Raw genomic sequence first — 13,731 nt, forward strand, 5'->3', positions numbered from 1 at the left:
TCGCGCGGGCTCACTCCTGCGAACACAGCTCGATGTAGGAGTGAGCCTGCTCGATGAGGCCACTACTAACAACACCACTATTTTTTCTTCAAACATTCGCTCATGAATGCTTTGCGCGCATCACCCTTCAACGCCTGGGTGGCCGCCGTAGCGTTGCAGGTTTTCATTTTCTCCTGCTGCGGGGTCAGCACCTTGCCCTCATCATTGGCCGCAGGCGCCGCCTTCAGGCAGGTGCTCATGAAGGTCTTGCGCTCATCCCCCTTCAAGCTCTTGGCCGTAGCGTCGGCGTTGCAGGTGGTCATTTTGTTTTGTTGAGCCGTAGCGGCGAAGCCCTGGGAACAGAGCAGCAAGCCGATCACCAACAGGGGGGCACGCAACATCTTCATGGAGTTTTCTCCTGGTCGCCGCACGGAGGAACGCGGCCTTGTGCTGGAGTGTAGACAACACCTGTTACACCTTCCTGCTTTCCCGAGATCACGTCGATTCCGCCCATTGCGCTCGCTGACATGGATCTACGCGGCGCAGACGGGGATAATCGGCCCTCATTAATGTTCTGGTTGTTCCTGATGCAATACGCCTACCCCCTGCTCGCGATCTTTATCTGGGCCGGTAACACCGTGATCAACAAACTCGCCGTCGGGGCGATATTTCCGGCCGAGATCGGCTTCTACCGCTGGCTGCTGGCCGGCGTGCTGTTCACTCCATTCATGCTTAAACCGGTAATCGCCCATTGGCCGTCGATTCGCCCGAATTTGGGGCGGATTTTCGTCCTTGGCGTGTTGGGCATGGCGGTCTATCAGAGCCTGGCGTACTTCGCCGCAACCCTGACCTCGGCGACCAACATGGGCATCATCCTGTCTTTGATGCCGTTGATGTCGCTGGCCATGGCGATAATAAGCCTGGGTCAGCGCCTGACGGCGGGGGCACTGGCAGGAGCCCTACTGTCGTTTGCCGGAGTGCTGGTGGTCGTGTCTTCCGGCAGTCTCGGGGTATTGCTGGAGCACGGAGTGAACCTGGGTGATGCGATGATGCTGGTCGCCACCCTGGCTTACGCGATCTACAGCACGCTGCTGAAGAAGTGGCAACTGCGCCTGCCACCGCTGGTGTTGCTGTACTTGCAGGTGCTGGTCGCGATAGTCGTACTGTTCCCGCTGTTCGTCGCCTCGCCGAAAACCGGCCTGACTTTGCACAATATCCCGCTGGTGCTGTACGCCTGCCTGCTGGCATCGATGGTGGCACCGTTGGCGTGGATGCAGGCCGTGGTGCGTCTGGGGCCAAGCCGGACTACGCTGTTCTTCAATCTGTTGCCGTTAATCACCGCGCTGATTGCCGCCGTGGTGTTGCATGAACAACTGGCGCTGTACCACCTGGTAGGTGGGGTATTGACGCTGGGCGGCGTCGTACTTTCCGAGCGATGGACTATGGTGTTGGGCCGCAAGGCCAGTGTGGCCTGAGCTGGCGCCATCGCGGGCGAGCCTTGCTCCCACAGTGGGCTCTGGCAGGGCTGCAACTTTGTGGGAGCAAGGCTGGCCCGCGATGAATGATGACGCGGTTCCAAATCTAAACCCCGGCAGCCTGCAACCGCGCCGCGTGTTCAACGAACAGGCGGATCGGTTCGGCGCCTTTGCCCACCAGCCCCAGCGACTGATTGACGATATCGAAGTGATCCAGCGGATACTCGTCGCCAATCACCGTGCCCAGGTGTGAACTGTAGCGACCAACCATTCCGTCGCAATGCCCGGCTTCCCGGACAAAGGTCCTGGCGAACAACCGGCAACTGCGGTTTGTCCCGTCAATCAGATTGCGTCCGCGATCGGTCTTGCCCGGTTGCAAGGTGCCCGACCACGAGTAGTAGCGCACTCCATTTACCAGTTCCGGCCCCTGTCCACCCCAGGTCAGCGGTAAGCCCTGGGGAAAGCGTTGATTGAACAGCGCCACGCCAGCAGTGGTCAGTGATTGGTGGGAAGCGGGGATATCCACCGGCAACTTCGGTCCGCGATAGCCGGTTTCGAGCAGGCTCATCAATGCGCCGATCAAGCGCAGCAACACGCTAAGCAGGCGCCCTTTGGCACTGTCCGCCGGATAGTGCTTCTCCAGGTAGTCCGCCAGCTCAGAGCCATGATTGGGGCCCGCCACGGAAGTCACGGACGCCACTCGGTCTGGACGCATGGCAGCGGCATAGCGCGCGGTCAGCGAACCTTGGCTGTGGCCTATGAGGTTGACCTTCTCGGCCCCGGTTTCCCGCAAAATCTCATCGATACGCGCCAGCAATTGCTCGCCGCGGACTTCGCTGGAGTTCAGGGGCGAGACCTGCACCGCGAACACCGTCGCACCACCGCGGCGCAACGCCGCAATGATTCCGTACCAGTAGGGATAGAGCAGCAACCGGACAAACCCGAGCATTCCCGGGACCAGCACCAGTGGGTAGCGCGGGGCTGTACCTTGCGACATGGGCGGACTTCCTTGTAGGGACGGAGGTTGGTCAAGCGCGATGCAAGACATCAGCCAAGCATCATCACTACAGATGACAACTCGACGCAGCGTCAAGTCCATCCACCCTGTTCCTCGCCGCAAACGCCTGCCATGACTAGCAACGAGTACGGCCTGAGCGCACCTGACGGACAGCCGAAAATTGCATAAAACTTTTCAGCGCGCTCATTACTCACACTTTAAGTAGCGATCACGTCCCCCAGAGCCGTGACGCCAACCGGATTAGCCTCCAGGAGAACGAGATGAGCGACATGCATTTGTCTGATGTAACCACCCTCCGAGCCCGCGCCCGGCAAAATGTCGAAAACGGCGCAGTCACTGAAAGCTACAGTGCCGACCTCGACGAAGTACTGCGGCTGCTCAACGAGTCGCTGGCCACCGAGTTGGTCTGCGTGTTGCGCTACAAGCGCCACTACTTCATGGCCAACGGCCTGAAAGCCCACGTAGCCGCCGAGGAGTTTCTTGAACACGCGAAACAGGAGGGCCAGCACGCCGACAGGCTGGCTGAACGCATTGTGCAATTGGGCGGTGAGCCGGAATTTAATCCAGACTTGTTGTCGAAAAACTCCCATGCGCAGTATGTCGCCGGTAATTCGCTGAAAGAGATGGTGTATGAAGATCTGGTAGCTGAGCGAATTGCGATAGATAGTTATCGTGAAATCATTCAGTACATTGGCGAAAAGGATCCGACAACCCGTCGAATTTTTGAAGATATTTTGGCTCAAGAGGAAGAGCATGCGGATGATATGGCGGACATTTTGAACGACCTTTGATTGCGACAGCCTTTTCGCCTTCGAGTTGACGGCGAAAAGGCGCTGGAACTTACACCTAAGCAGCCTTCAATAAAACAATTTTTATGATATCTGGAACAAATGCGCTACTCCTCCGCGCCAGGAGATAAAAGTACCAAATGACCCTCTGCCTCAGGAAGACTGCTAATAACTTTCTCTCGTATCCGGAACTGTTCGTAACGTGCTTTGTTCAACACCAGCTGCGCGACTATAATAACAACCTCACCCAAAACCAACTCACCTGAAAACTTCTGACTAAAAAAATCAGTACGCACTTCTTCAGTAGTTTTAAAACTAACAAAGGCCGTATATAAAACAGGCCCTTTCCCTACCAGACTGACTTGCGCAACAACGGTAGAGATAGTCGAGATCCCGGTGTCCCTACGGTGTACCAGCGAATATATATCAGGCAATGACGCGACTATCTGTTCTCCCTCCACCTGCTGAACACTGCGGAAGAGATGTTGTAACTGTTTTGCCAAAGGGCTGTTGGCGAGAGCGCTCAATCCCATTTTGTCTTCAATAAGACTCTTCAACAAAAATGAAGAATTTTCGCTGGGTTGAAAGGTAGAAGACTTATTACTGGATACGCCCCATTTTAGTTGGCTCATTGCATCACTTTGACATTTATACCACTCTTGCGACGCGGAAAACCTATCAGCATTTGAATCAGCATACAGTCTTGCAAACAACATGGAATCAACTACATCCCGTCTCCATTCCTCAGGAATATCTAGTGAAACGCAACACAAATTACCTGCCACTGATAAAACGACATCCTTGTCCATAGCCTATTCCCTTCTTGAAAAGTTAGATCCAGGCGGCTTGCCGCACACCCGGATCAAAAATATACTTACTTCAGTTTTACACCTTTAAAGAACTCATCCGAGTTCACGTCAAGCAATTCAATAATCTGATCTTTCCTGCGCTCATGCTGGGCCATGTTTAGCTCCATGACAGTCGCAACTCGTTTCATTCTCAAATTGGACAAATTCCACTTCCAAAACCACGCTCCGCCTTGGGATGTAGAAAGTTCACAATCAACTGCAACTAGCGTAGCGATCGCTGTTCCGCCAGGCGTTTGCAGGCAGGGCACAAGCCTGAAATCCTTGTCCCCCCCATTCGAGCTATTTTTATCGAACAAAGTCACAAGCTCTCCATCGCTTTGGATTTTGTTAAAGGCCCCTTTCAGCAGATTTGTCAACGCTGGCGCATTTCTTCCGGCAGTTGCTTTTACGATATCCAGAACAATTGCATCCATCGTGATGGTAGTCTGCTTGCTCACCTGATCCTGATATTTGTGGTTGGTTAGTGTCCAGCCACAATGCTTCAAAGCAATGGCATATTTTCCATGCCACTCAATGGGCTTGCTGTTCTTATCTGAATAAGTATCAGCGTAACGCTCAGCGAAATGAATGCTGTCAGCAGCTGCCTGTTTTTTATCTTCATCGAGATTATCGGTAAAACCAATTGCAGTCGGGACACTCTCGCCAACCAGAAGATCAGATTTATCGACTGTCAAATCGCCCCCTGCTGCGAACGACCTGATATTTTTAGAAGTGACAATTAATGGTGTGAGTTCGGCGTTACCAAAAAAAACCCGACTCTCTTCCATGCTCGGTACTAAATCATTCATATAAAATTCCATATCCATATGGGTTTATTTAGAGCAGCCATTTGGCTGAGAATGCAATTTACCAGCTTGGAATCAACTAACCAAACTTCACCCGTGACACTTTATTACATCGCAGCGAAACACTTCCCAACATCTAATTCGGGTTCCTTAAGCCCTTGGTATAAGGCGCACGGCTGCCTGTCCATAGGATAGGCAGCCAGTTGAGATCTAACCCTTCACCGTCTTCGGCGCCTTCCCCGCCTTCATCTGCTCCAGCAACGGCGCACACTGATTCGGTTCGCCTCCGCTAGGCGCAATCAGCGCCAGCAAGCCTGCGGCCGGCGCGGCTATTACTCCCAAGGCAACCATCCCCGCCCCCCGCAGCAACAGCGGCACAGCCTTCACCCCTGCATCCGGCTTGATGAATTTGCCCCGCACGTACAAAGGCGAACGTAGCGAGATCAAACGCCAGCCCTTGGACTCCGGCGTAATTGTCAGGTCCAGTTGCTCGGTTGCCATATTCGCCGTGCCATCGATATAGATGATCGCGTTCTCGGTATCGAATACAAACAGGCGTGTCGTCGCCAGGCCGGTCTTGATGTCGAAGTCGGCAGCGGCGCAGTTGATCTTCACTTCCTTGTCGCCAAAAATTTTGCCCACTACATAGTTACCGACGTTCAGCCCGGCCAGTTCCATCAGCTCACGACTGATTGCGCCATCGTTGATCAGCATCTTTAGATTGCCGTTGGAGGTCGCCAGCAGTTTGGATACCGAATTACCGCGACCGCTGATATCCGCATCACCATTAAGCTCGCCGAAACTGGTTTTCATCGGCTCAAAGGTCGGAAACAACTGCTTGAGCTTGAAGCCGCGCGCAGTCAGCTTGGCCTGGCCTTCCAGCGGCTCGGTACGGCCGTTCAGGCGAATTTGTGCGTCCAGCTTGCCGCCTGCCACACCAAAACGCAGGGGCTCCAGGCTGAGCACGCCATCGGTTAGTACCAAATGGGTGTACAGGTCGTTGAATGGCAGCTTTTCGCTGTGGACGATGCGCTTGCCGGTGAATTCGACATCGGCGTCCATGTCGCGCCAGCGCTCAGTCTTGAATTCCTCCACCGGCAGCACTTTGTCAGTAGGTTGCTTGCTCTCACCTCCGCGGGCTTTCTGCTTGGCGTTGGAGTCTGCACCGATCAACGGCGCCAGGTCGGCGAACAGCAGCTGGTTGGAGACCAAGGCTCCGCTGAGCTTGGGCCGTGGTTTACCGGCGACATAGGACAGGCTGCCGTGGATATCGCTTTCGCCAATCTTGCCGTTGAACTCTTCGTAGCGAAACACCGCCCCGCCTGGCTCATGCAGCTTGGCGATCAGATGACCATCGGTGGCGTAAGGAGGAGTGTCCGGTAGCGTGACCCCGGTCAATGGGTACAGGTTTCCCAGGCTCGCGCCCGCCAGTTTCAGACGCAAATCCAGTGCGCCCAGGTTCAGTGGATCGGTGAGGGTACCCGCCAGCTCTACCCGGGTATCGGCAATCCTGACTTTGGCTTGCAGTGGAAAGGGCCGGTTTGCATCCTGCAACGCCAGCAGGCCGCCGATTTTGCCTTCGCCGTCGAGTTTCTGCTGGTGGTATTGACCTTTGACCTTGATGCCAAACGCGTAATCCTGAGGCGCGGCACCTTTATCTTGGGCAGTCTTAGCCGCCTTGTCGCCGACGATATCGCTGAAAGGAATCGGCTTGCCGAGCGGGTCGATCATTACATCCAACTGAGTCTTCAGGCTCTGATCGTCAAGGGTAACGTGCCCCTTGTCGAATCCAATTGCGCCAATGTCCACGACCCAACTTGACGGCTCGGCGTCCGGGTCCTTGGGATCAAACTTGAACGTCCAGTTTGCGCGACCGTCCGCCAGGCGTTGCAGCTCGGCGTTGGGCTCTGTCAGGTCAATTCGCGGGATTACCACGCGTTGCGCGAGCAAGGCCAGGGGCGAAATGCGCAACTCAACGCGCTTGAGCGTGACCATTTGAGGCTGCTTCGACCACTCCGGGTTGCCCAGGCTCAGGTCCTCGGCGACCACATGCGGCCACGGCACCCAGGCGCGCCAGCCGCCCTCCTCGGGCTCGCGCTGCCAGACCACCGCCAGGTTGCCATTGATCGCAAAGGGTCGGTGCAGTTCCTCGGACACTTTGGCGTTGAGCGGAGGTTTGATCCGGTTCCAATCGAAGAACACGATGATCAGAACCAGCACCGCCAGCAGGACTAACAAGCTGGCGAGGGTCCAGGCAATTACTTTTCGAGTGCGCGTCATTGCACAGGGCTCCTTGATACGACTGAGCGCCCTGACCGCGACGCACGTTTGGAAAGTGCAGGCCAGAACCGACCCGTCATGAGATCTACGACTGAAAAATGGCCCGCAGGTTTAACCGAAAGCCGATTAATCCTCAAATAATCGGCCGGGGACAGACTGCCCCCTCGATAAGGCGTTACCGACCCCGCACTTTTACGCGGCACGGATGGGTGAAAAATACCCACCCCGGTGCAAAAACAGCTGCCGCAAATGCCCGGTCTAGAGCCATTCCGCAGAACAATCAATTCCGTTGATTATTACCATTGCGTTTATGAACTTTTATATCGACTTATCGAGAGTAGCATTGACCTCGTACCCACTTTAACGCCCTCCCGAGGAGCAACCATCATGAAACGCCAATTACTGCTGAGTCTTACCCTTTCCATGCTGGCCAGCACTGCTTTCGCTCTGCCTGCTGCTGACCAGGCAACTCCACAAGTCAAAGACAGCCGCTCGGTATTCAGCCAAACCATCGCCGCCGACGGCTCCGACCGTACCCCACAAGGCCAGACCCTGGCTGAAGGTGGTAATGATCGCCTGAAAGAAAAAGGCCTGATCACCCAGGACGGTTCGGATCGCACTCCACAGGGTCAGACCCTGGCTGCTGACGGTTCCGATCGCACCCCACAAGGTCAAACCCTGGCTGCTGACGGTTCCGATCGCACCCCACAAGGTCAGACCCTGGCTGCTGACGGCTCCGATCGCACTCCACAAGGTCAAACCCTGGCTGCTGACGGTTCCGATCGCACTCCACAAGGTCAAACCCTGGCTGCTGACGGTTCCGATCGCACCCCACAAGGCCAGACTCTTGCCGAAGGTGGTGGTGACCGTGTAATCGAACGCAACAGTGCCCTGAGCTAAGCCCATGGCGGCCCTGAAAAAAAGCCCAGTCTGCGGATTGGGCTTTTGACTTTCTGAAAGCAGTAAATCCCCGCACCATCCCTCGATAGTCGTTCGACGCAGGCAAAGCCGATTTGCTAGAGTGCGTCGCTGTCCTTGTCCAGAAATATCCCCGCCGATGCTGCCCCGCGCCGAACAGAAGCAACAGACCCGTAATGCCCTGATGGACGCCGCCCGCCACCTGATGGAATGCGGCCGCGGATTCGGCAGCCTGAGCCTGCGCGAAGTGGCGAAGACCGCCGGCATTGTGCCGACCGGCTTCTATCGGCATTTCGCCGATATGGATGAACTGGGCCTGGTACTGGTCAGCGAAGTCGGCCAGACCTTCCGCGAAACCATCCGCCTGGTGCGCCACAATGAGTTTGTCATGGGCGGTATCATCGATGCGTCTGTGCGGATTTTCCTCGACGTAGTATCAGCCAATCGCTCGCAATTCCTGTTTCTCGCTCGCGAGCAATACGGCGGTTCTTTGCTAGTGCGCCAGGCCATCGGTCGTCTGCGGGAAGACATCAGCTCTGACCTGGCCTCGGATCTTGCGCTGATGCCAAAACTGCAGCACCTGGACCTCGCCGGGCTCAATGTCATGGCCGACCTGATCGTCAAAAGCGTGTTTGCCACCTTGCCGGATATCATCGATCCGCCGGCTGAGGCCCTGCCTGATCACCTCACGCCCCAGGCGAAGATCACTCAGCAATTACGTTTCATTTTTATCGGGCTCAAGCATTGGCAAGGGCTCGGCAGCACCGAATAACTGTCTGCAGTCAATTCGCCACAAGATGGTGCAGCACCAAAATGCGGCGCACCAAAATCAATCAAAACAGCCGCACGCTAGGAAATTTCCTACGCTTTCGACGGCTATTTCCTACACCCTGCCGATCTGGCAAGCCCCTTGCTCTAGCATGACTATCGTTCATTGCTGGAAGCTTTTCGATGCTGGTGATCCATCGCAGAATCGACCCTCAACCCCTCTGGGCCGCCGAATTGCACCTGAATTTCGAGGCCAGGAGCAAAAGCCGCTTGCGCTGTTTCAGTGCCGCGGGGGAAGACGTCGGGCTGTTCCTGGAACGCGGCCAGCCGCCGCTGCGTGATGGTGAGTGCCTGCACGCCGAGGACGGTCGCATAGTCCGGGTGTGTGCTCGCCCCGAACAACTGCTGCATGTCACTTGCGCCAATTCCTTCGAGCTGACTCGCGCGGCCTATCACCTGGGTAACAGGCACGTGGCCCTGCAAGTCGGTGACGGCTGGTTGCGCCTGCTCGACGACTACGTGCTCAAGGCCATGCTTGAGCAACTGAATGCCACGGTAGAGGCCATCGAAGCCCCCTTTCAACCCGAGCACGGGGCCTACGGTGGAGGTCATCACCACTCCCGTCACGGCGACGAAGATTTCAACTACCCGCCGAAACTGCACCAGTTCGGCATGCGTTCATGAACCCAGCCTGGGCCCTGCTGCGCTTGGCCAGTCCGCAATTGCCGATTGGCGGCTACAGCTACTCCCAAGGCCTGGAGATGGCGGTCGATAACGGCCGGGTCAATGATCCGGACAGCGCCCGACAGTGGATCAGCGACCAATTGCTGCTCAACCTGGCGCGTTTCGAAGCTCCGTTGTTGCTCGCGCACTGCGAGGCCGCCGCCGCAGAAAACTGGGGCGAGCTGTTGCAACGCTGCGAAGAACACCGCGCCAGTCGGGAAACCCGCGAGCTGCATCAGGAAAGTCGGCAGATGGGTTACTCCCTGCAACAGTTGCTCAATGGTTTGCCTGAGCTTGATGCTCCGGCCCGCGCCTTTCTGGCGCAGCGTCCGGAACCCCATCTCGCCCTCGGCTGGGCCCTCGCTGCTCGCGCCTGGCAAATCAGCCCGGATGACGCCTTGGCCGCCTGGCTGTGGAGCTGGCTGGAAAACCAGCTGGCGGTGTTGATGAAGACTTTGCCCCTCGGTCAGCAGGCCGCCCAGCGTCTCACCAGCCAGTTGCTGCCATTGCTGCAGCAGGCGCAGCAAGACGCCACACGCATCAGCCCCGAACACTTTGGCAGCGCCGCTTTCGGCCTGTCGCTGGCCTGCATGGCCCATGAGCGCCAATACAGCCGTCTATTCCGTTCCTAGGAGAAACACATCATGAATGCACAACCCCTGCGCGTCGGCATCGGCGGCCCGGTCGGCTCCGGCAAAACGGCCCTGACCCTGGCGCTGTGCCTGGCCCTGCGTGAGCGCTACAACCTCGCGGTGGTGACCAACGATATCTACACCCGCGAAGACGCCGACTTCCTGGTGAGGAATGAAGCATTGGCACCGGAGCGCATCATCGGCGTCGAAACCGGCGGCTGCCCGCACACCGCAATCCGCGAGGACGCCTCGATCAACCTCGAAGCAGTGGACCAGTTGAACCGGCGTTTCCCGGGGCTGGACCTGATTCTGGTGGAGTCCGGTGGCGACAACCTTTCGGCCACGTTCAGCCCGGAACTGTCCGACCTGACCATCTATGTGATCGACGTTTCGGCCGGCGACAAGCTGCCGCGCAAAGGCGGTCCCGGTATCTGTAAATCCGATTTGCTGGTGATCAACAAGATCGACCTCGCTCCGCTGGTAGGCGCGTCCCTGACGTTGATGGACAGCGACACCACACGCATGCGCAACGGCAAGCCATTCGTTTTCAGCAACCAGAAAACCGGTCAGGGCCTGGCAGAGATCATTGCCTTCATTGAGCGCCAGGGCCTGCTGACTGCGGCCTGACCACCCCAAATTTTCAACAAGGAAGCTCTTCATGACACTTAAACGCATTCTTGGCGCCGTTGCGCTGCTGCTGACGCCGGCTGTCGCCTTTGCCCATCCGGGTCATGGCGACAATGGATGGATCGCTGGCATCAGCCATCCAATCGGTGGCCTCGATCACCTGCTCGCGATGGTTGCGGTGGGTTTATGGGCGGCGCAGCAGCAAGGCGCCGCACGCTGGGCACTGCCGTGTACCTTTGTCGGCACCATGTTGCTCGGCGGAGTGTTGGGGTTTGAGGGACTGAACGTGCCTGCGCTGGAAAGCGGGATCGCCGCGTCGGTGCTGGCTCTGGGCCTGGCAGTGGCACTGGCGGTTCGTCCGCCTTTGGGCATGGCGGTTGGCGCCACGGCATTGTTTGCTCTGTTTCATGGCGTGGCGCATGGTCTGGAATTGCCTGACATGTCGAGCCCATGGACCTATGCGGCCGGCTTTGTGCTGGCGACAGCGGCATTGCATGCAGCGGGTTATGCGGTGGTTCGAGTTTTGCCTCGAGCGGCGGCGCCACTGGTCAGGTTGGCAGGTGCGGCTTCGGCGGCGACCGGAGTGTGGCTGTTGGCGGGCTGAATCATGTGGCGGCTGGCCGGGCTTTATCGCCGGCAAGCCGACTCCTACAGGGTGTGTGTCGCATACAACACCAGGTCCGGTCGTCATCCTGTTGGAGCAAGGCTTGCCCGCGATGACGGCCTGACAGACACCGCATCACCTAGGCCTGCTAACATGTCGCGCATTCGCCCCTGCCGTGACGACGCCAGCCAATGCAGCCTGTTTCCCGCTCCACCTCCCAGCCAGAATTGACCGCCCTGTTCGCCTCGGTGCAACAGCATTTCCAGGAAGTGATCGTGCCGCTGTGGCAAGGCCCCGGCTGGAACGCCGAACTGGCATTGCCCTACGAGGCCCTGGATGGCGAACATGCTCCACTGCCACCCCAGCGTTATCGAGCCATGGCGTGTGCGCGACAGCTGTATTTATTCTCGAGCCTGATGGGCCATGTGCGGGGCGCCGAAGAGCGCAGCGCGCAGCTCTTCAGCTCTTTACAGCGGCATTTTCACGACGCTGAACACGGCGGCTGGTTCTACAGCATCGACGCGCACGGCGCGCCACTCGACCAGCGCAAGGATCTCTACACCCACGCGTTCATCTTGTTCGCCTGCGCGCACTACTGGGAAAAGGTCCACCAAACAGCCGTGGAATCAGTGCTCAACTCGGTACTGGAGGTGATCACCCAGCGCTTCGCCACGGACGACGGTCTGTACGAAGCCAGCCTTGAGCGCGATTGGTCATCGCTGAACAGTGGAGCCCTGCAGAACCCGCTGATGCATCTCGCCGAAGCGTTCCTCGCCACCCTGTCGTTTCGCTCTGCCCCGCGTGTCCAGGAGCAGCTCGTCGAGTTATGCACAGCGATGCAGCAACACTTTATCGATCCGCAGCACGGCGTACTGATGGAGAAGCCGCTGGGCGCTGTGGATAACTGGTATGAACCCGGGCATCAATTCGAGTGGTACTTCCTGCTGGAGTCGTCGCCGCTGTTACGTGGTTCGCAATTGCACACTTCGATTGAGCGCGCTTTTGCCTTCACCGAGCAATCGGGACTCGAGCAATCGTCCTGCGCAGTCAAAGCCATGCTCGACCTTGATGGCCATGCCAGGGACGCTACCCAGCGTATCTGGGCCCAGGCCGAATACTTGCGCGCACTGACCTTGCGCCCGAATGCCGAAGCTGCGGTGCAGCGCCAACTTCTGGCGCTGCAGCAGAACTTCCTGCATGCCGCAGGTTGGCATGAATGTCGTGATGAACAGGGCCAGGTGAGCCGCAGGGATATGCCTTCGACCACCCCATACCATTTGGCGACCTGCTATCGCGGTCTGGCTGAATACTTGCGCTAACCGCAAGCTCCCTGTGCCAGCAAAGCGTCCTGTGGGAGCAAAGCTTGCTCGCGATGGCCGTTACGCCTTACCCGCATCCCGATGAATCGCAAACCCAGCCCAGGTCTGGCTAACCGGCATCAACTCCAGGGTATTGATGTTGATATGCGCCGGCGCATTCAGCACCCAGAAAATGGTCTCGGCAATGTCCTGCGGTTGAATCGCCTCGGCTCCGGCATAGGTCGCGTCATACCGCGCCTGATCACCTGAGAATCGCACCAGCGAAAATTCGCTTTCGCACATCCCTGGCTCGATGTTGCTCACGCGCACCCCGGTACCCTGCAGGTCGCAGCGCAGGTTCAGAGAGAACTGTTTGACGAAGGCCTTGGTCGCGCCATACACGTGGCTGCCCGGATAAGGGTAGTTGCCGGCAACGGATCCGACGTTGATGATCCCCGCGCCACGACCGTGTGCAATCAGGCGCGGCAGCAGCAGCCGAGTGCTGTACATCAGGCCCTTGACGTTGGTGTCGACCATGGTGTCCCAGTCATCCAGATCACACTTGGGCGCAGGATCGACGCCCAGGGCCAGGCCGGCGTTGTTGATCAGGCCGCGCAATTTGGCGAATGCTGGGGGCAGATTGGCGATTGCCTCCTCCATGGCCTTGCGATCGCGCACATCCAGGACCAGGCCATGCACTTCGGTTTGCTTGGACAGTTCGGCGCACAGGGCATTGAGGCGCTCTTCACGACGACCTGTCAGCACCAGCTTCCAGCCAGCCTCGGCAAAACGACGGGCACAGGCTTCGCCAAAACCGGACGTAGCGCCGGTAATAAACAGGGTGTTGGACATCGTGTTCTCCTTGCTTCAGCTGATCGGCAGCCATTGGAATAGAAATTCAGCAGGCAGCATGCCCCGCTTGGCTCACAGCGGCAACTGCCACAAACTGTGCAAAAAACGATCAACA

General features: G+C 57.6%; 15 protein-coding genes. 9 read left to right on the forward strand and 6 right to left on the reverse strand.

Annotation, left to right across the window (positions count from 1 at the left end; translation table 11 throughout):
• Positions 1–77 precede the first annotated feature (77 nt).
• Positions 78–386 carry a PsiF family protein gene (locus ORL50_RS05455; protein WP_266010850.1) on the reverse strand — a complete coding sequence of 103 codons (309 nt, stop codon included), beginning with the start codon at positions 384–386 and terminating at the stop codon, positions 78–80.
• A 180-nt stretch (positions 387–566) separates the two neighbouring features.
• Between ORL50_RS05455 and ORL50_RS05460 the strand changes: the two genes are divergently transcribed.
• Positions 567–1,454, forward strand: coding sequence for a DMT family transporter (locus tag ORL50_RS05460; protein WP_266011454.1), 888 nt, complete (start codon positions 567–569; stop codon positions 1,452–1,454).
• Positions 1,455–1,560: 106 nt separating this feature from the next.
• Here ORL50_RS05460 and ORL50_RS05465 read toward each other — a convergent pair whose 3' ends face one another.
• A complete protein-coding gene (locus tag ORL50_RS05465) occupies positions 1,561–2,451 on the reverse strand; it encodes an esterase/lipase family protein (protein WP_266010852.1) in 891 nt (296 codons plus the stop codon).
• A 281-nt stretch (positions 2,452–2,732) separates the two neighbouring features.
• On the opposite strand from ORL50_RS05465, the gene ORL50_RS05470 reads away from it, so the two are divergent.
• On the forward strand, positions 2,733–3,263 hold the full coding sequence (locus tag ORL50_RS05470; protein WP_266010854.1) for a ferritin-like domain-containing protein: 531 nt from the start codon (positions 2,733–2,735) through the stop codon (positions 3,261–3,263).
• A gap of 104 nt (positions 3,264–3,367) precedes the next feature.
• On the opposite strand, the gene ORL50_RS05475 is transcribed toward ORL50_RS05470, so the two are convergent.
• The 3 genes from ORL50_RS05475 to ORL50_RS05485 form a co-directional block, all read right to left on the reverse strand.
• Positions 3,368–4,069 carry a hypothetical protein gene (locus tag ORL50_RS05475; protein ID WP_266010856.1) on the reverse strand — a complete coding sequence of 234 codons (702 nt, stop codon included), beginning with the start codon at positions 4,067–4,069 and terminating at the stop codon, positions 3,368–3,370.
• A gap of 65 nt (positions 4,070–4,134) precedes the next feature.
• The gene (locus ORL50_RS05480; protein WP_266010858.1) at positions 4,135–4,917 is read right to left on the reverse strand and encodes a hypothetical protein; all 783 of its coding nucleotides are present in this window, start codon (positions 4,915–4,917) and stop codon (positions 4,135–4,137) included.
• 207 nt (positions 4,918–5,124) lie between these two features.
• On the reverse strand, positions 5,125–7,194 hold the full coding sequence (locus tag ORL50_RS05485; RefSeq protein ID WP_266010861.1) for an AsmA family protein: 2,070 nt from the start codon (positions 7,192–7,194) through the stop codon (positions 5,125–5,127).
• Between the two features lie 387 nt (positions 7,195–7,581).
• Here ORL50_RS05485 and ORL50_RS05490 point away from each other — a divergent pair, with 387 nt between their 5' ends.
• From ORL50_RS05490 to ORL50_RS05520, 7 genes are all read left to right on the forward strand, one after another.
• Positions 7,582–8,094, forward strand: coding sequence for a hypothetical protein (locus ORL50_RS05490; RefSeq protein WP_045058950.1), 513 nt, complete (start codon positions 7,582–7,584; stop codon positions 8,092–8,094).
• A 157-nt stretch (positions 8,095–8,251) separates the two neighbouring features.
• Entirely contained in the window at positions 8,252–8,884 is a 633-nt protein-coding gene (locus ORL50_RS05495) for a TetR family transcriptional regulator (protein WP_266010865.1), read from the forward strand.
• Positions 8,885–9,063: 179 nt separating this feature from the next.
• Complete coding sequence (gene ureE / locus ORL50_RS05500; RefSeq protein ID WP_266010867.1) at positions 9,064–9,564, forward strand: urease accessory protein UreE; 501 nt, start codon at positions 9,064–9,066, stop codon at positions 9,562–9,564.
• Positions 9,561–10,235 (forward strand): urease accessory protein UreF, encoded by a 675-nt coding sequence (locus tag ORL50_RS05505; RefSeq protein ID WP_266010869.1) that lies wholly within the window; start codon positions 9,561–9,563, stop codon positions 10,233–10,235. Before ureE ends, ORL50_RS05505 begins: the two co-directional genes overlap by 4 nt.
• Positions 10,236–10,247: 12 nt before the next feature.
• On the forward strand, positions 10,248–10,862 hold the full coding sequence (gene ureG, locus ORL50_RS05510) for an urease accessory protein UreG (protein WP_266010871.1): 615 nt from the start codon (positions 10,248–10,250) through the stop codon (positions 10,860–10,862).
• A gap of 31 nt (positions 10,863–10,893) precedes the next feature.
• On the forward strand, positions 10,894–11,466 hold the full coding sequence (locus ORL50_RS05515; RefSeq protein WP_266010874.1) for a HupE/UreJ family protein: 573 nt from the start codon (positions 10,894–10,896) through the stop codon (positions 11,464–11,466).
• Positions 11,467–11,657: 191 nt separating this feature from the next.
• Entirely contained in the window at positions 11,658–12,785 is a 1,128-nt protein-coding gene (locus ORL50_RS05520) for an AGE family epimerase/isomerase (protein WP_266010876.1), read from the forward strand.
• 60 nt (positions 12,786–12,845) lie between these two features.
• Here ORL50_RS05520 and ORL50_RS05525 read toward each other — a convergent pair whose 3' ends face one another.
• On the reverse strand, positions 12,846–13,616 hold the full coding sequence (locus ORL50_RS05525) for an SDR family oxidoreductase (protein WP_266010879.1): 771 nt from the start codon (positions 13,614–13,616) through the stop codon (positions 12,846–12,848).
• Between the last annotated feature and the right edge of the window lie 115 nt (positions 13,617–13,731).

Source organism: Pseudomonas sp. RIT-562 (assembly GCF_026241895.1).
GTDB lineage: Bacteria > Pseudomonadota > Gammaproteobacteria > Pseudomonadales > Pseudomonadaceae > Aquipseudomonas > Aquipseudomonas mandelii_F.